Source organism: Baia soyae (genome assembly GCF_004341445.1).
Taxonomy (GTDB): Bacteria; Bacillota; Bacilli; order Thermoactinomycetales; family Thermoactinomycetaceae; genus Baia; species Baia soyae.
In genome coordinates, this window is sequence record NZ_SLXV01000015.1 from 38,299 (window position 1) to 59,458 (window position 21,160).

Annotated in this window: 36 protein-coding genes; 34 read left to right on the forward strand and 2 right to left on the reverse strand. The window is 43.8% G+C overall.

Annotation, left to right across the window (positions count from 1 at the left end; genetic code table 11):
• The first annotated feature begins 3 nt into the window (after nucleotides 1-3).
• The 31 genes from rplP (at nucleotide 4) to EDD57_RS06705 (ending at nucleotide 17,546) form a co-directional block, all read left to right on the forward strand.
• A complete protein-coding gene (gene rplP, locus EDD57_RS06555; protein ID WP_072332801.1) occupies nucleotides 4-426 on the forward strand; it encodes a 50S ribosomal protein L16 in 423 nt (140 codons plus the stop codon).
• A complete protein-coding gene (gene rpmC, locus EDD57_RS06560; RefSeq protein ID WP_072332798.1) occupies nucleotides 423-635 on the forward strand; it encodes a 50S ribosomal protein L29 in 213 nt (70 codons plus the stop codon). The genes rplP and rpmC overlap by 4 nt, the downstream gene beginning before the upstream one ends.
• Nucleotides 632-898, forward strand: a complete 267-nt coding sequence (rpsQ, locus tag EDD57_RS06565; protein WP_093291962.1) for a 30S ribosomal protein S17 — start codon at nucleotides 632-634, stop codon at nucleotides 896-898. Before rpmC ends, rpsQ begins: the two co-directional genes overlap by 4 nt.
• A gap of 39 nt (nucleotides 899-937) precedes the next feature.
• Complete coding sequence (gene rplN / locus EDD57_RS06570) at nucleotides 938-1,306, forward strand: 50S ribosomal protein L14 (protein WP_072332792.1); 369 nt, start codon at nucleotides 938-940, stop codon at nucleotides 1,304-1,306.
• Between the two features lie 58 nt (nucleotides 1,307-1,364).
• A complete protein-coding gene (rplX, locus tag EDD57_RS06575; protein ID WP_131848694.1) occupies nucleotides 1,365-1,721 on the forward strand; it encodes a 50S ribosomal protein L24 in 357 nt (118 codons plus the stop codon).
• 26 nt (nucleotides 1,722-1,747) lie between these two features.
• Nucleotides 1,748-2,287 (forward strand): 50S ribosomal protein L5, encoded by a 540-nt coding sequence (gene rplE, locus EDD57_RS06580; protein WP_131848695.1) that lies wholly within the window; start codon nucleotides 1,748-1,750, stop codon nucleotides 2,285-2,287.
• 28 nt (nucleotides 2,288-2,315) lie between these two features.
• Entirely contained in the window at nucleotides 2,316-2,501 is a 186-nt protein-coding gene (locus EDD57_RS06585) for a type Z 30S ribosomal protein S14 (protein WP_072332786.1), read from the forward strand.
• A gap of 26 nt (nucleotides 2,502-2,527) precedes the next feature.
• Nucleotides 2,528-2,926 carry a 30S ribosomal protein S8 gene (rpsH, locus tag EDD57_RS06590; RefSeq protein WP_131848671.1) on the forward strand — a complete coding sequence of 133 codons (399 nt, stop codon included), beginning with the start codon at nucleotides 2,528-2,530 and terminating at the stop codon, nucleotides 2,924-2,926.
• 31 nt (nucleotides 2,927-2,957) lie between these two features.
• Nucleotides 2,958-3,494, forward strand: a complete 537-nt coding sequence (gene rplF, locus EDD57_RS06595; protein ID WP_131848672.1) for a 50S ribosomal protein L6 — start codon at nucleotides 2,958-2,960, stop codon at nucleotides 3,492-3,494.
• A 33-nt stretch (nucleotides 3,495-3,527) separates the two neighbouring features.
• Nucleotides 3,528-3,887, forward strand: coding sequence for a 50S ribosomal protein L18 (rplR, locus tag EDD57_RS06600; protein WP_131848673.1), 360 nt, complete (start codon nucleotides 3,528-3,530; stop codon nucleotides 3,885-3,887).
• On the forward strand, nucleotides 3,884-4,402 hold the full coding sequence (gene rpsE, locus EDD57_RS06605; RefSeq protein WP_131848674.1) for a 30S ribosomal protein S5: 519 nt from the start codon (nucleotides 3,884-3,886) through the stop codon (nucleotides 4,400-4,402). The genes rplR and rpsE overlap by 4 nt, the downstream gene beginning before the upstream one ends.
• Before the next feature lie 11 nt (nucleotides 4,403-4,413).
• Nucleotides 4,414-4,602 (forward strand): 50S ribosomal protein L30, encoded by a 189-nt coding sequence (gene rpmD / locus EDD57_RS06610; RefSeq protein ID WP_131848675.1) that lies wholly within the window; start codon nucleotides 4,414-4,416, stop codon nucleotides 4,600-4,602.
• Between the two features lie 31 nt (nucleotides 4,603-4,633).
• Nucleotides 4,634-5,074 carry a 50S ribosomal protein L15 gene (gene rplO, locus EDD57_RS06615; RefSeq protein WP_072332768.1) on the forward strand — a complete coding sequence of 147 codons (441 nt, stop codon included), beginning with the start codon at nucleotides 4,634-4,636 and terminating at the stop codon, nucleotides 5,072-5,074.
• A gap of 1 nt (nucleotide 5,075) precedes the next feature.
• Nucleotides 5,076-6,380 (forward strand): preprotein translocase subunit SecY, encoded by a 1,305-nt coding sequence (secY, locus tag EDD57_RS06620; protein WP_131848676.1) that lies wholly within the window; start codon nucleotides 5,076-5,078, stop codon nucleotides 6,378-6,380.
• Between the two features lie 113 nt (nucleotides 6,381-6,493).
• A complete protein-coding gene (locus EDD57_RS06625; protein WP_131848677.1) occupies nucleotides 6,494-7,147 on the forward strand; it encodes an adenylate kinase in 654 nt (217 codons plus the stop codon).
• Nucleotides 7,144-7,890 carry a type I methionyl aminopeptidase gene (gene map / locus EDD57_RS06630; protein ID WP_131848678.1) on the forward strand — a complete coding sequence of 249 codons (747 nt, stop codon included), beginning with the start codon at nucleotides 7,144-7,146 and terminating at the stop codon, nucleotides 7,888-7,890. The genes EDD57_RS06625 and map overlap by 4 nt, the downstream gene beginning before the upstream one ends.
• Nucleotides 7,891-7,901: 11 nt before the next feature.
• A complete protein-coding gene (locus EDD57_RS06635; protein WP_207896805.1) occupies nucleotides 7,902-8,216 on the forward strand; it encodes a KOW domain-containing RNA-binding protein in 315 nt (104 codons plus the stop codon).
• Between the two features lie 3 nt (nucleotides 8,217-8,219).
• The gene (gene infA / locus EDD57_RS06640) at nucleotides 8,220-8,438 is read left to right on the forward strand and encodes a translation initiation factor IF-1 (RefSeq protein WP_072332755.1); all 219 of its coding nucleotides are present in this window, start codon (nucleotides 8,220-8,222) and stop codon (nucleotides 8,436-8,438) included.
• Nucleotides 8,439-8,470: 32 nt separating this feature from the next.
• The gene (gene rpmJ, locus EDD57_RS06645) at nucleotides 8,471-8,584 is read left to right on the forward strand and encodes a 50S ribosomal protein L36 (RefSeq protein ID WP_072332752.1); all 114 of its coding nucleotides are present in this window, start codon (nucleotides 8,471-8,473) and stop codon (nucleotides 8,582-8,584) included.
• Nucleotides 8,585-8,604: 20 nt separating this feature from the next.
• On the forward strand, nucleotides 8,605-8,973 hold the full coding sequence (gene rpsM, locus EDD57_RS06650) for a 30S ribosomal protein S13 (protein WP_131848679.1): 369 nt from the start codon (nucleotides 8,605-8,607) through the stop codon (nucleotides 8,971-8,973).
• 22 nt (nucleotides 8,974-8,995) lie between these two features.
• A complete protein-coding gene (gene rpsK / locus EDD57_RS06655) occupies nucleotides 8,996-9,397 on the forward strand; it encodes a 30S ribosomal protein S11 (RefSeq protein WP_072332746.1) in 402 nt (133 codons plus the stop codon).
• A 231-nt stretch (nucleotides 9,398-9,628) separates the two neighbouring features.
• Nucleotides 9,629-10,582: a DNA-directed RNA polymerase subunit alpha gene (locus tag EDD57_RS06660; protein ID WP_131848680.1), complete on the forward strand. Its 954-nt coding sequence runs from the start codon at nucleotides 9,629-9,631 to the stop codon at nucleotides 10,580-10,582.
• A gap of 26 nt (nucleotides 10,583-10,608) precedes the next feature.
• On the forward strand, nucleotides 10,609-11,001 hold the full coding sequence (gene rplQ, locus EDD57_RS06665; RefSeq protein ID WP_072332740.1) for a 50S ribosomal protein L17: 393 nt from the start codon (nucleotides 10,609-10,611) through the stop codon (nucleotides 10,999-11,001).
• An 80-nt stretch (nucleotides 11,002-11,081) separates the two neighbouring features.
• Complete coding sequence (locus tag EDD57_RS06670) at nucleotides 11,082-11,939, forward strand: energy-coupling factor transporter ATPase (protein WP_243649467.1); 858 nt, start codon at nucleotides 11,082-11,084, stop codon at nucleotides 11,937-11,939.
• Nucleotides 11,915-12,772, forward strand: a complete 858-nt coding sequence (locus EDD57_RS06675; protein ID WP_131848681.1) for an energy-coupling factor transporter ATPase — start codon at nucleotides 11,915-11,917, stop codon at nucleotides 12,770-12,772. The genes EDD57_RS06670 and EDD57_RS06675 overlap by 25 nt, the downstream gene beginning before the upstream one ends.
• Complete coding sequence (locus EDD57_RS06680) at nucleotides 12,769-13,563, forward strand: energy-coupling factor transporter transmembrane component T family protein (protein WP_131848682.1); 795 nt, start codon at nucleotides 12,769-12,771, stop codon at nucleotides 13,561-13,563. The genes EDD57_RS06675 and EDD57_RS06680 overlap by 4 nt, the downstream gene beginning before the upstream one ends.
• A 7-nt stretch (nucleotides 13,564-13,570) precedes the next feature.
• The gene (gene truA, locus EDD57_RS06685; RefSeq protein ID WP_131848683.1) at nucleotides 13,571-14,320 is read left to right on the forward strand and encodes a tRNA pseudouridine(38-40) synthase TruA; all 750 of its coding nucleotides are present in this window, start codon (nucleotides 13,571-13,573) and stop codon (nucleotides 14,318-14,320) included.
• Between the two features lie 223 nt (nucleotides 14,321-14,543).
• Nucleotides 14,544-14,981 (forward strand): 50S ribosomal protein L13, encoded by a 438-nt coding sequence (gene rplM / locus EDD57_RS06690; protein WP_093291951.1) that lies wholly within the window; start codon nucleotides 14,544-14,546, stop codon nucleotides 14,979-14,981.
• Between the two features lie 19 nt (nucleotides 14,982-15,000).
• Nucleotides 15,001-15,393 carry a 30S ribosomal protein S9 gene (rpsI, locus tag EDD57_RS06695; protein WP_072332725.1) on the forward strand — a complete coding sequence of 131 codons (393 nt, stop codon included), beginning with the start codon at nucleotides 15,001-15,003 and terminating at the stop codon, nucleotides 15,391-15,393.
• A gap of 153 nt (nucleotides 15,394-15,546) precedes the next feature.
• The gene (gene cwlD, locus EDD57_RS06700; RefSeq protein ID WP_131848684.1) at nucleotides 15,547-16,302 is read left to right on the forward strand and encodes an N-acetylmuramoyl-L-alanine amidase CwlD; all 756 of its coding nucleotides are present in this window, start codon (nucleotides 15,547-15,549) and stop codon (nucleotides 16,300-16,302) included.
• Nucleotides 16,303-16,451: 149 nt separating this feature from the next.
• Nucleotides 16,452-17,546 (forward strand): P-loop NTPase, encoded by a 1,095-nt coding sequence (locus EDD57_RS06705; RefSeq protein ID WP_131848685.1) that lies wholly within the window; start codon nucleotides 16,452-16,454, stop codon nucleotides 17,544-17,546.
• A gap of 59 nt (nucleotides 17,547-17,605) precedes the next feature.
• On the opposite strand, the gene gerD is transcribed toward EDD57_RS06705, so the two are convergent.
• Nucleotides 17,606-18,238, reverse strand: a complete 633-nt coding sequence (gene gerD / locus EDD57_RS06710; protein WP_131848686.1) for a spore germination lipoprotein GerD — start codon at nucleotides 18,236-18,238, stop codon at nucleotides 17,606-17,608.
• A 150-nt stretch (nucleotides 18,239-18,388) separates the two neighbouring features.
• Here gerD and EDD57_RS06715 point away from each other — a divergent pair, with 150 nt between their 5' ends.
• The gene (locus EDD57_RS06715) at nucleotides 18,389-19,024 is read left to right on the forward strand and encodes a KinB-signaling pathway activation protein (RefSeq protein WP_165873694.1); all 636 of its coding nucleotides are present in this window, start codon (nucleotides 18,389-18,391) and stop codon (nucleotides 19,022-19,024) included.
• Between the two features lie 16 nt (nucleotides 19,025-19,040).
• Here EDD57_RS06715 and pdaB read toward each other — a convergent pair whose 3' ends face one another.
• Nucleotides 19,041-19,817, reverse strand: coding sequence for a polysaccharide deacetylase family sporulation protein PdaB (gene pdaB / locus EDD57_RS06720; RefSeq protein ID WP_131848688.1), 777 nt, complete (start codon nucleotides 19,815-19,817; stop codon nucleotides 19,041-19,043).
• Nucleotides 19,818-19,904: 87 nt separating this feature from the next.
• Here pdaB and EDD57_RS06725 point away from each other — a divergent pair, with 87 nt between their 5' ends.
• A complete protein-coding gene (locus EDD57_RS06725; protein WP_131848689.1) occupies nucleotides 19,905-20,519 on the forward strand; it encodes a stage II sporulation protein M in 615 nt (204 codons plus the stop codon).
• An 18-nt stretch (nucleotides 20,520-20,537) separates the two neighbouring features.
• A complete protein-coding gene (locus EDD57_RS06730) occupies nucleotides 20,538-20,957 on the forward strand; it encodes an OsmC family protein (RefSeq protein WP_131848690.1) in 420 nt (139 codons plus the stop codon).
• Nucleotides 20,958-21,160: the final 203 nt, after the last annotated feature.

The following is a 21,160-nucleotide window of genomic DNA, read 5'->3' on the forward strand; positions in this document are numbered from 1 at the left end:
GCGATGCTATTACCAAAACGCGTAAAATATCGTCGCCCACACCGTGGTAAGATGCGCGGTAAAGCAAAAGGCGGTACGGAAGTAGCATTCGGCGAATATGGTTTACAAGCTCTTGAGCCATCTTGGATCACCAACCGCCAAATCGAGGCAGCACGTCGTGCGATGACTCGTTACATGAAGCGTGGTGGACAAGTTTGGATTAAGATCTTCCCAGACAAGCCAGTTACTCAAAAGCCTCTAGAGGTCCGGATGGGTAGCGGTAAAGGTTCCCCAGAAAAATGGGTAGCTGTTGTAAAACCTGGTAAAATCATGTTCGAAGTTGCTGGTGTACCTGAAGATGTAGCTCGTGAAGCTATGCGCCTAGCTGCGATGAAACTACCAATCAAAACGAAATTTGTGAAACGTGAAGCGGGGGGTAACGAATGAAAGCGAAAGAGCTATTAGAGTTGACCACCGCCGAAATCGAGCAAAAGCTTGCTGAGTTCAAAGAAGAACTGTTCAACCTTCGTTTCCAGTCCGCTACTGGACAATTGGAAAACCCAACCCGTTTGGGCCAAGTTCGCAAGGACATTGCTCGTTGCAAAACGGCTCTCCGTGAGCGCGAACTAGGAATCGAAAGGAGGACACAGGGATGAGCGAACGCACAACACGCCGTAAAGTTCGAATCGGCAAAGTGGTAAGCGATAAAATGGATAAAACCATCGTCGTTTCTGTAGAAACCTACAAACGTGACTCCAAATATGGAAAGCGCGTTAAATTTACCAAAAAATTTAAAGCTCATGATGAAGAGAATACAGCAAAAGCTGGAGACCTCGTAAAAATCATGGAAACTCGTCCGTTGTCTAAGGACAAACGTTGGCGCTTGGTGGAAATCGTAGAAGAAGCGGTTATCATCTAATGATTGACACGTAAAGAGTAGCGGGAAGGAGGGAAACTCATGCTTCAAAACCTATCTCGTCTTCGTGTAGCAGACAATTCCGGCGCGAAAGAAGTAATGGTCATCCGTGTGTTGGGTGGTTCTAATAAAGCCACTGCTGGGATCGGCGATCTCGTCGTTGCATCCGTGAAACAAGCAACACCCGGTGGCGTTGTCAAGAAAGGTGATGTAGTGAGATGTGTAGTCGTACGTACGAAACGTCCTGTACGTCGTCCAGATGGCTCCTACATTCGCTTTGATGAAAATGCCGCAGTTGTGATCAAGGAAGATAAGAGCCCACGTGGTACCCGTATTTTCGGACCAGTAGCTCGTGAACTTCGTGATCGTGATTTCATGAAGATCATCTCCCTAGCGCCAGAAGTTCTCTAGTTGATCGGATCAAATATATGACTTCTGAATGAAGGAGGTGCCGATTGTGAGCGCAAAAATGCACATCAAAAAAGGTGACACTGTACTTGTTATGCGTGGGAAAGAAGCTCCAACTTTCGATGCAGACGGTAAAAAAGTTTTCACTAAAGGTCGTGTAATTAAGGTTCTTGCTAAAGAAGGTCGCGTAGTAGTGGAAGGCGTAAACATGGTAAAACGCCATAGCCGTCCAACACAGACGAACCCTCAAGGTGGCATCATCGAGAAAGAAGCACCTATTCATGTTTCTAACTTGATGATCGAAGACCCAAAAACGAAACAACCAACACGCGTTGGTTACAAATTCGTTGATGGTAAGAACGGCGAACAAAGAAAAGTTCGTTTTGCAAAAAAATCAGGTGAAATTCTAGATAAGTAATTCTTCGCATGAAAGGAGGTACCCAGATGGCTCGCTTAAAAGAACTTTATTTGAATGAGGTAGCTCCAGCTTTACAGAAGAAGTTTGGTTACAAATCTGTAATGCAGTTACCTAAAGTCGAAAAAGTTGTAATCAACATGGGTGTTGGTGAAGCCGTTCAAAACTCTAAAGTATTGGACAACGCAGTGGAAGACCTTACCTTGATCGCTGGTCAAAAACCAGTTATCACTAAAGCGAAAAAATCCATTGCTGGATTCAAACTCCGTGAAGGTATGCCAATTGGTGTGAAAGTAACCCTACGCGGTGAGCGCATGTACCACTTCTTAGATAGATTGGTAAACGTTGCGCTACCACGTGTTCGTGATTTCCGCGGTGTTTCTGCGAAATCTTTCGATGGACGCGGTAACTACACGCTTGGCTTGAAAGAACAGCTGATCTTCCCAGAGATCTCTTATGATAAAGTTGATAAAGTTCGTGGGATGGATGTAGTAATCGTTACTACAGCTAAGTCTGACGAAGAAGCTCGTGAACTACTTACTTCTATGGGAATGCCATTCCGTAAGTAGAAATCCTAATGCTAAAGGAGGGAATCCGTTGGCCAAGAAGTCGATGATCGTGAAGAATCAACGTACGCCAAAGTTTAAAGTTCAAGGCTATACTCGCTGTGAGCGCTGTGGTCGTCCACATTCCGTATACCGTAAGTTCCGTCTCTGTCGTATTTGCTTCCGTGAACTGGCCTACAAAGGGCAGATTCCCGGCGTGAAAAAAGCTAGCTGGTAATTGTTTGAGGAAGGAGGGTTCTCACAATGGTGATGACAGATCCAATTGCAGATATGTTAACACGTATTCGTAACGCAAACATGGTTCGCCATGAAAGCTTGGAAGTTCCTGCTTCTCGCATGAAGCGTGAGATTGCTGAGATCTTGAAGCGTGAAGGTTTCATCCGCGACGCTGAGTACGTTGAGGATTCGAAACAAGGCGTGTTACGTATTTTCTTGAAATATGGCTCAAATAACGAAAAAGTTATTTCTGGTCTAAAACGTATCTCGAAACCAGGATTGCGTGTATACGCAAAATCCACCGAGATCCCACGCGTTCTTCGTGGACTCGGGATTGCAGTTATTTCTACCAACAAAGGTGTAATGACTGATAAAGAAGCTCGTCAACAAAACGTTGGTGGCGAAGTTCTCGCATACATCTGGTAATTTTCTTATAGAAGATCGGAGGTGACTTCGAATGTCTCGTATTGGTAAAAAACCGATTGTGATTCCAGCGGGTGTGGAATTCAAGCTAGAGGGAAACGTTGCGACTGTTAAAGGTCCAAAAGGAACCCTTACACGTGAATTCAATCCAGACATCACGATCACCGTTGAGGATAATCAATTAACAGTAGGTCGTCCAAGTGACCACCGTACACACCGTGCGCTTCATGGTACAACTCGTAGCTTGCTTGCAAACATGGTTGAGGGTGTTTCCAATGGGTTTACGAAAACCTTGGAACTAGTGGGTGTTGGTTACCGTGCTGCTAAAAAAGGTAACAACGTTGTACTAAATGTTGGCTACTCTCATCCAGTAGAGGTTGAGCCTTTGGCAGGGATTGAGTTTGATGTTCCTTCACAAACTCAAGTGATCGTTAAAGGAATTGATAAGCAAGTGGTTGGAGAAATGGCGGCAAACATTCGCGCGAAACGTGAACCTGAACCGTACAAAGGTAAAGGTATCAAGTACAGCGATGAAGTGGTTCGTCGTAAAGAAGGTAAAACTGGTAAGTAATAAATTTGCTAGTTGAAGGGAGTGAACTAGACCGTGATTCAAAAGCCGGAGCGCAATAAAGGTCGTAAGAAACGCCATTTACGCGTACGTAAAAGAGTTTTTGGCACGGCTGTGCGTCCTCGCCTTAATGTTTTCCGTTCATCGAAAAACATCTACGCTCAGTTGATTGATGATCAAACTGGCGTAACAGTGGTCGCAGCATCTTCTTTGGATAAAGGTTTCGAAGAAAAGGGTACTACCGTTGATGCTGCTCGTGCTGTAGGTGAATTGATCGCAAAACGTGCAATCGATAAAGGTTTTAAATCTGTTGTATTCGACCGTGGTGGTTATATCTATCATGGACGTGTGCAAGCACTGGCTGAAGGAGCTAGGGAAGGAGGTCTAGACTTTTGAGCAGACAAGACAGACCACGCAAAAAAGATGCAGTTCAGTCCGAGTTCACTGAGAAAGTGGTTAACATTAACCGCGTATCTAAAGTTGTTAAAGGTGGACGTCGTTTTAGCTTCAGCGCACTCGTAGTAGTGGGCGATGGCAAAGGACGTGTTGGTGTCGGCATCGGTAAAGCTGCTGAAGTACCAGAAGCGATCCGTAAAGGTGTAGATGATGCAAAAAAGAATCTGATCTCTATTCCATTACAAGGTAGCACCATTCCTCACGATATCATTGGTCGCTTTGGCGCTGGTAGCGTTATTCTAAAACCAGCTTCCAAAGGTACTGGTGTAATCGCGGGTGGTCCAGTTCGTGATGTATTGGCTGTAGCAGGTGTGGGCGATATTCTCACAAAATCTACAGGTTCCAATAACCCAATTAACATGGTTCGCGCAACCCTCGCAGGTCTTGCAGGTCTGAAACGCCCTCAAGATGTAGCTAAATTGCGTGGCAAAACAGTAGAAGAGTTGTTAGGATAGGAGGGATACCCGTGGCAAAGAAAGTAGCGATTACCTTTACAGGTAGCATGATCGGACGTCCGGAATCCCAACGTGTTACCCTGCGGACACTCGGCTTCACCAAACGTGAACAAACGATTGTCCACAATGACAATCCTGCGATCCGTGGTATGATTAATAAAGTAAGCCACTTGGTTGAAGTAAAAGAAATTAACGAGTAGTAGTAGGACATGTTGAAGAGGAGGTGCGAAGATGAAACTACATGAGTTAAAACCAGCTGAAGGCTCTCGTCATACGAGAAAGCGTGTAGGTCGTGGTACAGGTTCTGGCTTAGGTAAAACCTCTGGTCGTGGACACAAAGGACAAAACGCTCGTTCGGGCGGTGGTGTTCGTCCTGGATTTGAAGGGGGCCAAAACCCAATCTATCGTCGTCTGCCGAAACGAGGCTTTACCTCTCCAAATCGTGTAGAGTATGCAGTTGTCAACTTAGACACTTTGAATCGCTTTGAAGATGGTACTGTAGTAACCCCAGAACTTTTAGTAGAGACTGGTGTTGTGAAAAACCTAAAAGCAGGCGTAAAAGTTCTTGCGAATGGCGAACTAACGAAAAAGCTTACTATTAAAGCTCATAAGTTCTCCCAAAGCGCACAAGAAAAAATTACCGCCGCTGGTGGAGCGACGGAGGTAATCTAATATGTTTACAACCCTGGGCAACATTTTTAAGGTGGAAGATCTTCGTCGTCGTATTTTGTTCACGTTGTTGTTGTTGGTTGTTTTCCGTATCGGAAGCTATATTCCCGTTCCTAATACGGACGCAAATGCACTACGAGATTATTTGCAAACACAAGGAGGGGGAGTCTTCGGACTTATCAATACCTTCTCGGGTAACTCTCTGCATAACTTCTCGATCTTTGCGATGGGGATTATGCCGTATATCACTGCTTCGATTATTGTGCAACTTTTGACGATGGACGTGATTCCCGCCTTTGCCCGTTGGGCGAAAGAGGGAGAGACAGGACGACGTAAGATTGCACAAGTAACTCGTTATTTTACGATTGCTCTTGGCATTATCCAGTCCATCGGGTTGTCTATCGGGTTTGGTCGTGCTGCTAAAGCATTCATTATAGGCGACGGTTTTTGGACCTATGCCTCGATTTCTTTGACACTTACAGCAGGAACGGCTTTCTTAATGTGGCTAGGTGAGCAAATTACGGATAAAGGAATTGGAAATGGTATTTCCATTATTATCTTTGCCGGAATTGCTGCCGGGATTCCTGGAGTTGGCTCACAAGTGTGGACAACATTCTTTACTGGTAAGGCTGATGTGACGATGGGAATTCTTAAGCTTGTTGGAATTCTACTTGTTGTATTAGTAGTGATTGTCGGTATTATTTACATTCAGCAAGGTGTGCGGAAAATTACGATTAACTACACCAAGCGTGTGGTAGGTCGTAAGATGTATGGAGGACAATCCACACATATTCCGTTTAAGGTAAATGCTGCGGGTGTGATCCCTGTGATCTTTGCAGTATCCTTGCTTATGTTCCCTCCGACGATTGCTCGATTCTGGGAAGGTAACGCAATTGCGAATTGGGTTATCCAACATTTCGACTATACTAGTTCCACATTAGGCATGATCTTGTATGTTCTGTTGATTCTTGGATTTACGTATTTCTATACGTTTGTTCAGATGAATCCGATTCAGCTTTCCGATCAGTTAAAGAAAAATGGTGGCTTTATTCCGGGTGTACGTCCAGGTAAAGCAACTACTTCTTATTTAACTCGGATCATGAACCGCCTTACATTGACAGGAGCACTTTTCTTAGCCGCTGTGGCTATTTTACCGGTTATTTTTATCAAGCTGGCTGGTTTACCAACTTCTGTTCAAATTGGTGGTACTTCGCTCTTGATCGTGATTGGTGTAGTGCTTGAAGTCATGAAGTCGATTGAAGCTCAATTGGTAAAACGTCATTACAAAGGTTTCATGTCTTCCAAGTAACATGAGTCTTGCCCCGGTAAGAAATCTCCGGGGACTCGTGTGCGCTTGGGACTTACAATTTTTAACTTTTCATTGCGGACCGCCCGCAGAAGATTCACCGGGAGGTAAGACGCTTGAACATTATCTTGATGGGTATGCCCGGTGCTGGAAAAGGTACACAAGCTGCGAAGATCATAGAGCAGTTGAATATTCCTCATATCTCAACAGGTGATATGTTTCGTGCAGCTGTGAAAGAACAAACGCCTCTAGGAGTAGAAGCAAAATCGTTTATGGATCAAGGACAATTAGTTCCTGACCGTGTAACGATTGGAATTGTTCGTGAGCGCCTGGCAAAAGATGATTGTGCGAATGGCTTCTTGTTAGATGGTTTTCCGAGAACGGTACCTCAAGCAGAAGCACTAGATCAATTATTAATCGATTTGAATCGCGAATTAGATCACGTTATCTACATCGATGTAGCGATGGATGAGCTTTTACGCCGCCTCACAGGTCGTTGGATTTGTCGTGATTGTGGTGCTACCTACCATGCAGTATTCGCTCCTCCTGAAAAGGAAGGAGTTTGTGATCATTGTGGTGGAGAGCTATACCAACGCGAGGATGATCGTGCAGAAACGGTTGCAAACCGTCTTAAGGTCAACTTTGAACAAACAAACCATTTACTTGCTTATTACGAGTCAAATGGCAAGCTAGAACGTGTATACGGAGCTTTGCCAATTGATGAAGTAAGTAAGCATATCTTGTCTGTGGTTCGAGGAACAGTTTCATGATCACGGTTAAGTCGTTAACTGAGATCGAACGTATGAGGCAAGCCGGCAAAATTGTTTATCTAACTCACCAAGAGTTAAAGAAATGGATTGAGCCGGGCATCACTACGAAAGAGATTGATCACGTTGCAGAGAAGTTCATCAGGAGTTTGGGAGCAACCCCTTCTTTTAAGGGATATAATGGCTTTCCAGGAAGTGTATGCACTTCAGTAAATGATGAGCTCGTGCACGGTATCCCAAGTAAGCGTAAGCTTCTAAATGGTGATATCATCTCTGTCGATATTGGTGCTTATTACGAAGGCTTTCATGGTGATTCTGCGTGGACTTATCCAATAGGAACCGTAACCCCTGAAGCGGAGCGTTTACTTGCTGTCACTCAACAATCGTTGTATGCTGGTTTAGCAGTATGTAAACCAGGAATACGATTAGGTGATGTATCTCATGCGATTCAATCTGTTGCTGAGGCAGCGGGATTCTCGATTGTGGAAGAGTATGCTGGACATGGGATCGGTCGTGAGCTTCATGAAGATCCTTCTGTTCCAAACTTCGGTGAACCTGGAAAAGGCAGACGTCTTTCCAAGGGAATGACCTTAGCAATCGAGCCGATGGTGAATGCGGGAAGCCGCTTTGTTCGTACATTAGATGATCAGTGGACAGTTGTAACCACAGACGGTTCTCTATGTGCTCACTTCGAGCACACTATCGCGATTACGGACGATGGCTATGAGATACTTACCACAGCGTAAGGTGAAGGGTGATGGATGTGACAGGTGTTGACAGTCGTATATGTGTTGGGCAGATCGTTCAAGTGAAAACTGGACGAGAAGCGGGTGCTTACGCGGTTGTCATCGACTTGGAAGAACCTCACTTTGTATGGTTAGCGGATGGGAAAAAGCGAATGGCTGAGAGGCCTAAGCGGAAAAACCAGAAGCATGTAAAACCAACCATTCAGGTGGCGCAAGAGGTAGTTAGTAGCTTGCAGGTTACAGGTCGTGTCACCAATGCACTGTTGCGGTACGCCCTGAACCAATACCTGCTCCAAATACGTTCTGAAGAACAGAAAGGAGTGTGAGTCATGGCCAAGGAAGATGTAATTGAGGTGGAAGGAATCGTAGTTGAATCCCTACCTAACGCAATGTTTAAAGTGGAGTTGGAGAATCGTCATACAGTACTCGCGACTGTATCAGGAAAGATTCGCATGCATTTTATCCGAATTCTTCCGGGGGATAAAGTGACGGTTCAACTCTCTCCATACGACTTAACCCGCGGACGGATTACTTATCGTTATAAGTAACCTTTCGGGAACGAGAAGGAGGTAAACCGGTAATGAAAGTACGTCCATCGGTGAAGCCCATTTGCGAAAAATGTAAAGTTATCCGCCGCAAAGGGGTAGTAATGGTAATTTGTGAAAATCCAAAACACAAACAAAAACAAGGTTAACAGAAAGGGAGGTGTAGCGTATGGCACGTATTGCAGGTGTTGACTTGCCACGTGAAAAACGCGTTGAGATCGCCCTAACCTATATCTATGGTATTGGTCGCTCTCAATCTAAAAAAATTATTTCTGAGACTGGTGTAAATCCAGATACTCGTGTCCGTGATCTAACGGAGGAAGAAGTAAACAAACTTCGTACTCACATTGACAAGACTCTTACAATCGAAGGAGATCTACGTCGTGAAATCTCTCTTAACATCAAGCGTTTGATGGAGATTGCTTCATACCGTGGAATTCGTCATCGTAGAGGCTTGCCAGTTCGTGGTCAAAAAACCAAAACGAATGCACGTACTCGTAAGGGACCACGTCGTACCGTTGCGAACAAGAAAAAATAATTAGATAAGGAGGGACTTACCAATGGCACCAAAACGTAAAGGCGCGAACCAACGCGTGAAACGCCGTGTTAAAAAACATGTTGAGTCTGGCGTTGTACACATTCGTTCTACTTTTAACAACACTATCATCACCATTACCGATCCACGTGGTAACTCAATCGCTTGGGCATCTGCAGGTACCATGGGCTTCAAAGGCAGCCGTAAAAGCACACCTTTCGCAGCTCAAATGGCAGCAGAAGTGGCAGCGAAAACCGCTATGGAAAACGGTATGAAGACCGTTGAAGTAATGGTAAAAGGACCTGGTTCCGGTCGTGAAGCAGCAATCCGTTCTCTTCAAGCAGTAGGGTTAGAAGTTAGCTTAATTAAAGATGTGACACCAATCCCTCACAATGGTTGTCGTCCGCCGAAACGTCGTCGTGTATAATGCGTTGACAAGATAACTTTAGGGTTTATCTTAGAACCAGATTGTGTATACTGGATAAGACTGGAAAATTTTTTCAGCACTCTTACTTATGCACATGTAGTTGCACGGGCACGTTAGAGTAGGATGACACGTCTTCTCAAACGTGTGATTGGCGTTGTTAAACGATGAACGAGCCTATGTAACCTGATAGATCCAGAACTACGACGTTCTGAAGGAGGGTTTGTGAGCCGTATGATTGAAATTGAAAAGCCAAAGATCGAAGCTGTTGAGATTAGCGAAGATCATCGATACGGGAAATTTGTGGTGGAACCTCTTGAACGAGGCTATGGTACAACCTTAGGAAACTCGCTACGCCGTGTACTGCTCTCCTCTTTGCCAGGAGCAGCTGTTACAGCGATTCAAATCGACGGTGTATTACATGAGTTCTCTACAATTCCTGGTGTGGTCGAGGATACAACAGAACTGATTCTCAACTTGAAAAAGCTCGCCCTCAAAATTCATTCCGATGAACAAAAAACGCTAGAGATTGATATTGATGGCGGAACGGATGGTTATGAGATTCTTGCTGGTGACATTCGTGCCGATAGCGATGTGGAGGTTCTTAATCCAAATCTGCACATTGCTACGCTTGAATCAGGAGCACATCTTCGGATTCGTATGACAGCGAATCGCGGAAGAGGATATGTGGCCGCTGACAAGAATAAAAACGAAGATCAGGCAATTGGTGTTATTCCAATTGACTCCATTTATACTCCAATTGAACGTGTAAACTATCAAATTGAGAATACACGTGTTGGACAAGTTACCAACTACGACAAGCTCACTTTAGAAGTTTGGTCGAATGGTAGCTTGAAACCTGATGAAGCTGTTAGCCTTGGCGCAAAAATTCTCAACGATCATATTATGCTTTTTGTTGGTCTGACCGAAGAAGCAAAAGATGCTGAGATTATGGTGGAAAAAGAAGAAGATAAGAAAGAAAAAGTGATGGAAATGACCATCGAAGAACTTGATCTTTCGGTTCGTTCTTATAACTGCCTAAAACGCGCTGGAATTAATTCCGTCCAAGAGCTTACGCAGAAATCAGAAGAAGATATGATGAAAGTCCGTAACCTCGGGCGTAAGTCCTTAGAAGAGGTACAAGAAAAGCTTGCCGAGCTTGGTCTTGGCTTGCGCAACGAAGATTAATCCGCTTTTAGGGGGAGGGAAAATAGATGGCATACTCTAAATTAGGTCGCAATAGCTCAGCTCGTAAAGCTCTTTTTCGTGACCTCGTAACCGATCTAATCCTCAACGAACGTATCCAAACGACTGAGTCCAAAGCGAAAGAAGTTCGCTCAATTGCTGAGAAATTGATCACTTTGGGTAAACGCGGTGATTTACATGCTCGCCGCCAAGCAGCCGCATTCGTTCGTACTGAGCGTTCTTATACCGAAAAAGATGGCGAAGAATTAACCCATCATAAGAATGTAGATGCAGTAAAAAAATTGTTTGATGAAGTTGCGCCACGTTATGCAGAGCGTAATGGTGGTTATACTCGCATCTTGAAAATTGGACCTCGTCGTGGTGACGGAGCTCCTATGGTATTTCTTGAGCTTGTAAAATAACTGCTTGCTATGTTTTGAAAGGGTGAGGGCAGGATCTAACCGGTCCTGACGTTTACCCTTTTTTCTTTAGGTGGGAATATATGAAGCACATAAAATCTCTCATAGAACTATCTGGGGTATGGTTTGATTATCATCCAGATCGCCAAATGAAGGAGCAATGGGCATTACAAGACATTAATCTTACGATTCAATCAGGTGAGTATGTAGTTGTGATGGGGCCAAATGGCTCTGGTAAATCCACGTTTGCTCGTTTACTAAATGGGCTATTGATCCCCACAGAAGGCGAAGTTCGAGTGGGGGATTTTTCTACTTCGAACGGCCTTGGACGGTTCCATATTCGTAGAAAAGTAGGAATGGTCTTTCAAAATCCAGATAATCAAATTGTAGCGACAACCGTACGCGACGATGTGGCGTTTGGACTTGAAAATCTGGGAATTCCAAGAGAAGAGATGATTCCACGTATAGAACGGGCTCTAGAAGTGGTTGGATTAGTTGGTTTTGAAAATCGTGAACCAGCTCATCTTTCGGGTGGTCAAAAGCAACGCCTTGCGATTGCGGGTGTGCTTGCGATGAATCCAGAGATTATTGTGTTTGATGAATCTACCTCTATGCTCGACCCACAAGGACGAGAAGAAGTGCGAGAATTGATGAAAGAACTCCATCAACAGGGCCAAACAGTGATTCATATTACTCATTCTGCACAGGAAGCTTTTCTGGCAGAGCGAGTCATAGTGATTGCCCATCATCGTCTTCAGTTAGATTATCCATCTAGGGATTTATATAACCAATCGAATTTGTTAGAGCAGTGGGGTTTGGAAGTTCCTCTTCCGATTCGTGTACGTGCATTGCTGAAGAATCAGGGAGTGGAGCTGAATGAACCGATTGGAAATTCGGATGAAATGGTGGCTCAGATATGGAGATATCTTTCCAAGACATAACCTATACCTATTCCATTGGGACTCCTTTCGAACACCGAGCACTTCAGGCTATTCAGGTTCAATTCAATCAAGGCGACTATGTTGCCGTTATTGGCAAGACGGGCTCTGGCAAATCTACATTGGTTCAACTTTTGGCCGGTTTGCTCCTTCCTACGAGCGGTGTCTTGCAGGTATGGGATACCCGGATTCACTCTCGCTCTAAGAAATTAGGGGAGTACCGTAAAAAAGTTGGCGTTGTGTTTCAATATCCAGAGCATCAGCTTTTTGAAGAAACAGTGGCCAAGGATATTGGCTTTGGGCCGAAAAATCTTGGTTGTGATGTAGCTGAAATCGAACATCGAGTGTCTGAAGCGATGTCGTGGGTGGGTCTCTCTCCTGATTTAAGGGATCGATCACCGTTTGAGTTATCAGGTGGTCAGATGAGACGAGTAGCCATTGCGGGAGTACTTGCTATGCGCCCTGATATCTTGATCCTAGATGAACCGACTGCGGGATTAGACTTTCGGGGGCAGAGAGATCTGCTGTCTATTCTAAAGAGGTTTCATCAGCACTTTGGGTGTACAGTGGTTCATGTTACACACAATATGAACGAAGCTGCAGAACTTGCTGAGCAGATCGTCCTCATGAGTGATGGGAAAGTGATTGCTACTGGGAGACCAGTTGACATCTTTCGGAATCTGCCAAACCTACAAGTGAGTGGACTAGATGTTCCAGATGTGACGAAGTGGATTATGTCGTTAAATCAGAAGCTATCTACACCGATCTCTACCGAGATTTATGAGTTATCTACACTCGTAGATGAGCTTATTCATCGTGGGAGGAGAGGCTCATGAACTCTGTTATGATTGGCCAGTACATACCGATAGACTCATGGCTCCATCGACTCGATCCGCGTTCAAAATGCATTTTTGTCTTCTGTATGTTGATTTTGATTTTCTTCGCCAACAATGTAGAAACCTATACTCTTTTGCTTTTAGTTGGATTGATGGGAGTGGCTCTTTCTCGAATTTCAGTTCTTCTGTTCTTGCGTTCGATGAAGCTGATTATCTGGATGATTTTGTTTACAACCCTGTTTCATTTGATTTTTACTCAGAGTGGAAGCATTGTTTTGCAAACTCCGATTCTTACGATTTATGAAGAAGGAGTTCGCCAAGCCGCCATTATTTCGGTTCGTTTCATCTTATTAATGATCTTTGCTTCCTTGTTGATGTTTACGACTTCACCGATTGATTTGACGGATGGACTGGAGTCGCTTCTTTCACCTCTTCGCCGGTGGAGGTTTCCCGCTCATGAGTTTGCGATGATGATGTCGATCGCTTTGCGTTTTATTCCCACGCTATGGGCAGAGACGGATAAGATTATCAAAGCACAAAAAGCTCGTGGGGCTGACTTTGAAAGCGGAAACGTATACCGTCGTGTCAAGGCGTATATTCCTGTGTTAATCCCACTTATGATCTCGTCGTTTCGCCGGGCAGAGGATTTGGCAACCGCGATGGAGGCAAGAGGCTATGCGGGTGGCGTAGGTCGTACCAAACTGCGAGTGCTTTCCATACGCCGCGCTGACATTCTTTTGCTTGTATGTTTTGCTATCGTGGCAACTGCCCTTTTTTGGATGAGAAAGTAGGACAATCATGAAAAATATTCAACTAATCATTTCATATGACGGTACTGATTATGCAGGATATCAACGTCAACCGGAGCAAAGAACTGTACAAGGAACGCTTGAAGAAACATTGAAGCGCTTAACAGGGGAAGAGATTCACATTCATGGTTCGGGGCGGACAGATGCAGGTGTTCATGCCTGGGGACAGGTGTGCCACTTTGAAACTGCTTCACCTATTCCGGGGGAGAAATACACGTATATACTACGTAAGATGCTTCCTCGTGATTTGATTGTCCGTTCGAGCCAAGAGGTGTCTATGGATTTTCACTCGCGAAAAAGTGCGCATTGGAAAACGTATCGCTATAGCATTGATACGAATCGTGTACCGAATGTATTTGCGAGACGTTTCCAAACGCATGATCCTAGATCACTTGATCCGATTTTGATGCAAGAAGCAGCTAATTATCTAGTGGGAACGCATGTGTTTACGTCGCTTTGTTCGACGAAAACCGTTGCCCCGGACCATCAGCGTACCATTTATCGTTGCATGATTCATGAAGACCAAGGTATCGTGTCCATTGAAGTATCGGGGAGTGGATTTCTGTACAACATGGTCCGAATTATTGCCGGTACATTGGTGGAAGTTGGCAGAGGCGAGCGTGACCCTCATTCGATCCCAGCACTACTAAGCGCTTGTGATCGAAGACTAGCGGGGCCTACTTATCCGCCTGAGGGGCTCGCTTTAATTGAAGTAGGCTATGAACCTCTAGAAGTTTGAGCTCTTAACTTGACATTCTCGAATAAGTGGTATATGATTACGCTTGGTATTTTCCACTCCACGCCCCGGTGGAATTAGTTCGGCGCAAACAAAAAGATTGTTCTTTTTTGCTCGTCGTTCCGCCCATCCTTCCGCTTCAAAGGGTGAGCGAAATTTGAATGGATATCATTGAATAGGGCTGGCATAGCCGCAGTCCATTGCACATAGAGGAGGGAAACATACGATGCGTACAACATTTATTGCAAAGCCACATCAAGTGGAACGTAAATGGTATGTGGTAGATGCTCAAGGCAAAACACTTGGTCGTCTAGCTACTGAAGTTGCTACTTTGCTTCGTGGTAAACATAAACCTGAGTTTACCCCGCACGTAGATACAGGTGATTTCGTAATCGTAATTAACGCTTCCGGTATCGAACTTACCGGTAACAAACTAAACAAAAAGATCTACTACCGTCATTCAGGTCATCCAGGTGGCTTGAAGCAGACAGTAGCTGCTGATCTTCGTGCAACTCGTCCAGAGCGCATGATTGAACTAGCAGTAAAAGGTATGCTTCCAAAAGGTAGCCTAGGTCGTCAACAATTGAAAAAACTAAAAGTATACGCAGGAACCGAACATCCTCATCAGGCACAATCGCCAGTTGAGTATGAACTACGCGGTTAATAAAAAGGAGGTACCGATTTTGGCACAAGTTCAGTTTTATGGAACCGGTCGCCGTAAGGAGTCGGTTGCCCGTGTACGTCTCGTTGCTGGCGATGGCCGCATCGTGGTAAACGGTCGTGACTTGGACACTTACTTCGGACTTGAAACTTTGAAAGCGATCGTTCGTCAACCACTTGTATTGACAGATACTCTTGGACGTTATGATGTACTTGTTAATGTAGGTGGCGGTGGTTTTACCGGACAAGCTGGTGCAATCCGTCACGGAATCGCACGTGCACTTCTAAAAGTAGATGCAGAGCTTCGTCCTGCATTGAAAAAAGCTGGCTTCTTAACACGTGACCCACGTATGAAAGAGCGTAAAAAATACGGTCTTAAAGCAGCTCGTCGTGCTCCTCAGTTCTCCAAACGGTAATACTGTTTATTTCATAAAAGCTTCCAATCATGCAAATGGTTGGGGCTTTTATTTTTTTGCCATAATCCAAAGTGTTTTTTTCAAGACTCCTTCATAGCTTGTACTGCGGAAGCATACCCATTAGTAACATAGCTGTGTATGGAGGGTGTTCGAATGATACTATTTAAATCGATCTATCGCGCAATCAGTACGTTTCGTTGGCGGAGAATGTATTGGATTCCTCTGATGGGGGTAATCCTATTCACTTGTAGCTTTATGATTGAGCCCATTCGGAGCACATGGATGTCACGGAATCAGCCGATATTTGGAAAAGTAATTGTGATTGATGCAGGTCACGGAGGAGTAGATGGGGGAGCGGTTAGTCCTTCAGGAATCGTGGAGAAAGAGATAACACTGAAGATTGCTGCTTATTTGCAACAGCTTCTTGGACAAGCGGGGGCTCAGGTTGTGATGACTAGAGAGACGGATACAGACCTCGCAAACCCTGACACCCGGAAAATCTCACGCCGGAAAGCAGAAGATTTATCTAACCGGATCCGTTTGGTCAGGGAGAGTGGAGCGGAACTGTTTATCAGTATCCATCTTAACTCGATGGCCGCAGGCCCCTGGAGGGGAGCCCAAACCTTCTATAATCCGACTAAGGAAGAGAATAAACGTCTTGCCTCCTTAATTCAGTCTGAAATCATTCGTACCATTGCTAACACAGACCGTCTACCCAAAGCGAAAAATGACGTATTTCTCATGAAGTATTCACCTGTTCCGATGGCCTTAGTGGAGGTTGGCTTTTTATCAAACTCTGAGGAGGCTCGGTTACTAGCTACAGAAGCTTATCAAAAAAGGGTTGCATCGGCAATTTATTACGGAATGCTTGCCTATTACGATGGTAAAAAAGTACCAGATGTTAAATAGCAAGAAACAGATTTGACCTCTAGTATGCTATAATCAATCTGGGTATGTTGACCTACATAAGGTAACAACAAGAGAGTGGGGTTTGTTTCAGGCCCATTTAAATCAACATAACTGAACTTTAGTATATAACTCCGAGGTGTGTTTAAAATATGCTAACGACTGAGAGCATTATGGAAGCTTTACGGGAGGTAAAAGACCCTGAGCTTAATAAAAGTCTTGTAAGTTTGAATATGATTCGCAATATCCAGATACAGGGGAACGACGTATCGCTGGATGTAATCCTAACTATTCGAGGATGTCCATTAAAAATAAAGATTCAGGAAGACGTGGAAAATGCGATCCGGCAATTAGGTGCGGAGCGTGTGACAGTCACGTTTGGAGCCATGACCGATGAAGAGAGGGCAGCATTATCTGCTTCATTACGTGCAGAACAACACGCAAGTCGTGAAAAAGCACCTACTCAGAGCGGAAAAGCACCTTCTACACCAGGAATTCCTCAAACCAACTATATTGCGATTGCTTCCGGAAAAGGTGGAGTCGGTAAGTCCACTGTAACGGTTAACTTGGCAGTTGCTTTGGCACGTGCAGGTAAAAAAGTAGGGATTATCGATGCCGATATCTACGGATTTAGCGTTCCGGATATGATGGGGATTGAACAACGACCAACGGTTATAGATGAAGTCATTCTTCCGGTAGAACGCTATGGAGTCAAGGTTATATCGATGGGCTTCTTTGTGGAGGATAATGCCCCTGTTGTATGGCGTGGTCCGATCTTAGGTAAGATGTTGCGTAACTTCCTTCATGAAGTACATTGGGGAGAATTAGATTATCTCCTACTCGATTTACCACCCGGCACAGGAGACATCGCTCTCGACGTTCACCAAATGATTCCTCAAAGTAAAGAGATCATCGTAACCACCCCACATGCTACGGCAGCATTTGTAGCAGCCCGTGCGGGTGCGATGGCACTTAGTACAACTAAGCATGAGATTCTCGGAGTAGTGGAGAACATGTCTTGGTATACAGATCGAAACGGCGATAAAGAGTATGTGTTTGGCCGTGGAGGCGGAGAAAAGCTTGCAGAATCACTAAATGTAGAACTTCTTTGCCAAATTCCACTTGGAGCTCCTGGTAATGTATTAGAAGACCCAGAGTACTCACCTTCTGTTTATTCGACTAACCATCCAACAGGAAAACTGTATGATGAGCTAGCGCGAAAAGTGACTCAAGCTATTACCACATAAGTTTACAGTACGAAACCAGTCCCCTTTAGGACTGGTTTCGGCTTTGTTTGTTCAAGTAATTACTGTGAGTTACTGGAACCATCTCCTGTACTACTACCTGATTCCTCAGACCCACCACCACCCTGATCCGATCCTTGAGAAGACTGTTGCTGTTTTCCTTTTTTAGCGCTTTCTTGAATTAACTTCATCAGTTGTTGTTGAAAGCTTGGCGACTTCATTGCTTCTTCGATGATCTTCATAGTTTCCTTGCGGTTTTCTTGGCTTTTCATTAACTGAAGAATCGTTTTCGAGAACTCTGGATCTTTGAGAAGATCCATCATCGATTTTTGATACTCCGGATCTTTCATCAAAGCCTTAAAGAGATTTTTCATTTCTTTCTCTGTCGCCTTTGCAAAGCTATTTGCAATATCAGGCTTTGCCAGTAACTTACCAAGCCCTTCTTGCGCTTTGGGATCCGTCATCACCTTGGACATAGCTTTTTCGACTTCTTGTGAATTGACGACGATCTGCTCTTTAAACTCAGGATCCGTCATCATTTTTTGTAGCGCTTGTTTCCCTTCTTGAGTTTGAAGGATATCTAATACGATTCCTTTTGTCTTTTGATAGTCAACAGACTCAGACTCTTTTTGTGAGCCACAAGAGGTTACCAAGAGCATGATTGCGATAAGTGAAATGAACCGTATGAGAGCCATAATCCATACCCCGTTTCAATTTGCCTATGTATCTATATTATGTTGTATGTGATTTTTCTTTATCCATCCAAACAAAGGAAGTTCGTGCATAGCCAACGGAGATCAACTTTGTTACAATCGGTTCAGTTAGATATCAGGGAGCGATACGACATGACATTAAAAAGTTTATTTAAATGGTATTTTTCTACACTTCTCATTGGAGCAAGTGTTACATGTATAATCGGTTTGGTTTCATATTGGATGACAGGGAGTTCTCTATTTGGACCGGTTAATCTTTTACTTCTTACAGGACTACTTCTTCCCTCTATTACGCAACTTGGCTTTTTTTCTTACCTCGTATTTAACTGGCTTAGTATGGGTTTAGTACGGAATCAGAAAACATTCAATACCATTCAAGTGCTTTTCTTGCTTGTTGTATTTGGGTGTGTGGCCTACTTGAATGTGAATAAATATAATGGCACAGACTTATGGATGCATTTATCGATCCCAATGATACTACTTGTAGTGAGTGTGATCATTGGGAAGCAAAAAGTGCGCTTCACACAGAAAGCGGCCTTCATTCCGACGCTCTTCTTCATGTTTACTGTAACAATGTTGGAAGCAATTCCGACTATGAATATCAAGGGTGGAGAAGCTCCTGTCTCTTCTATTGCATCTACTGTTTTGGTATTAGTGGTATGTAATACATGGCAAATTTTAAATCTTCAACGCTGGACCCGTGCCAGAAAAGAGGAGAAATCAAATGAAAACCAATCGTTGGCAAACAAACAGCAAAAAAAGAGCTAGACCAAAATCGTCTAGCTTACTGAACTGGCTTCACTTTTTGCTGAATGCTGGATACTAATTCGGAGACTGTGACAAATTCATATCCCTTGCTTCTTAATTGATCAATGATTTGAGGGAGTGCTTCATGTGTTTGTCGGCAGGAATCACTTGCGTGTAGTAGAATGATATCACCTGGATGTGCTTTGGTTACGACACGGTCTACAATGGCTTTCACACCAGGGTTCATCCAATCTCGAGAGTCTGTATCCCACTGGATTGAAGTGTACCCTAAGCTTTGGGCAACCTTTAGTACTCGTTTGTCAAAATCCCCGTTTGGATAGCGAATTAGATTCATCTTTTTACCTGTTACTTTGTTTAGGATCGTATCGGACGTTGTAATTTGTTTTCGAATTTGATCTTCGGAGAGCTGGCTGTAATTATCGTGTTTATGCCCATGGCTTCCAATCTCGAATTTTAACTCATCACCAATTTTCTTCACTAAATCGGGATGAGTCTCTGCCCACGGAGAAGAGAGAAAAAAGGTTGCTTTCTTCACTCCTTTTTTCTGAAGCACATCTAGGATAGGGGCTGTGCGTTCTTCTCCCCAGCTAATATCAAAGGTTAATGCAACTACCTTCTTGTCTGTTTTTACACTGTAGATGGCAGCTGGCTCTTTATCGGGGGCTTGTTTGGAAAAAAAGACTGGCAAATCTTTTGCTTCGGCATAATAAACTCCAATGCCAAAGATACAAGCAAGTGCTAATAGAAAAATGCGTTTTATTTTCTTGCCGGATAAAACCATAAAATAGTTCACTTGATACCCTCCATTCATTTAGAAACCTGTCCTAATGGTAATGTATGTGTGAGGGACAAGAGATATGATATACATGGGAGATGAAAAATGAAATTGAAGAGACTCCTGTTTGCTTTGCGAGCAGAAAAAAGGCTTATCCTGATTGTTACGGCGATATTTCTCGTTTCTGCATTTATGGGAAGTGTGAATACAGAACAGTGGCGGAGATTGTTCGAACAACTTCAGATTTTTGACCACTTTGAGAAAATGATTCGAAGCCTCGGTGCGAATCCTAGTTGGTTTAATGTTAGCAAAGAGATCTTTATAAATAATCTTAAGGCTTGTTTGATGTTAATTGTAATGGGTGTTTTGCTAGGAATCCCAACGATTTCAAGCATGATGACAAATGGGCTATTGCTGGGTTATGTGATTACCGTTTCTAGCCAAGAGACCGGGATCTCAGGCTGGAACTTATTTTTAACCAAAATTTTGCCCCATGGTATATTTGAATTACCTGCTATTTTTCTGGCTGCTACTTTGGGATTACGCATCGGAATCTCTGTGTTTTCGTCAGTAGTTTCGTTATTTAAATCGTCCAATCGGATTCAAATAAAGATGGAATGGAAGGAGATTGGACAGCGTTTTCCAGTGTTACTGGGGCTTATCGTCTTATTATTGCTCGTAGCCGCTAGCATCGAAGGGCTGTTGATCACTTCTGTGTAAAAGGAGGATAATGTAAAGATGAAGATCGATATACAATGGCAAGGAAAAATGGAATTTAAGACAGATACCCCATCTGGGCATCACATTACGATGGATGCTTCTGCGGAAGTGGGTGGAGAGAACCTAGGCCCTCGTCCGACTGAAATGTTATTGTCCGCTGTAGGGACTTGTTCAGGAATTGATATCGTAGACATATTGGCGAAAATGCGCTTAGAAGTACAATCTTTTTCGATGGAAGTAAGTGGGGAGCGTGCAGATGAGTTTCCCAAGAAGTTTACAGACGTGCATATGCACTATCGCTTAACGGGTGATCTCCCAGCTGAAAAGGTCCGCCGTGCTGTTCAGTTATCTGTTGAAAAATATTGTACTGTGTCTAACTCGTTGTCTGCTCGTATTACGGCTAGTTTTGAGGTAAATGGTGAGCGTTTTAACATATAAGGGCTTTGAATTTGTTTTGTTTTCAGGGTGGAAACGGGATCCTAATCATCTGATATGAAACTTCTTTATCTTTTTTATAAAAATGATGTTGACTCGATAAGTTTGTCTGTGCTATATTATTACATGTCGCCGCGATACGGTGACGGTAAATGAAAAGCAAGTGTTCCTTGAAAACTAAAGAGTGAATGAACCAAGACCTGTTT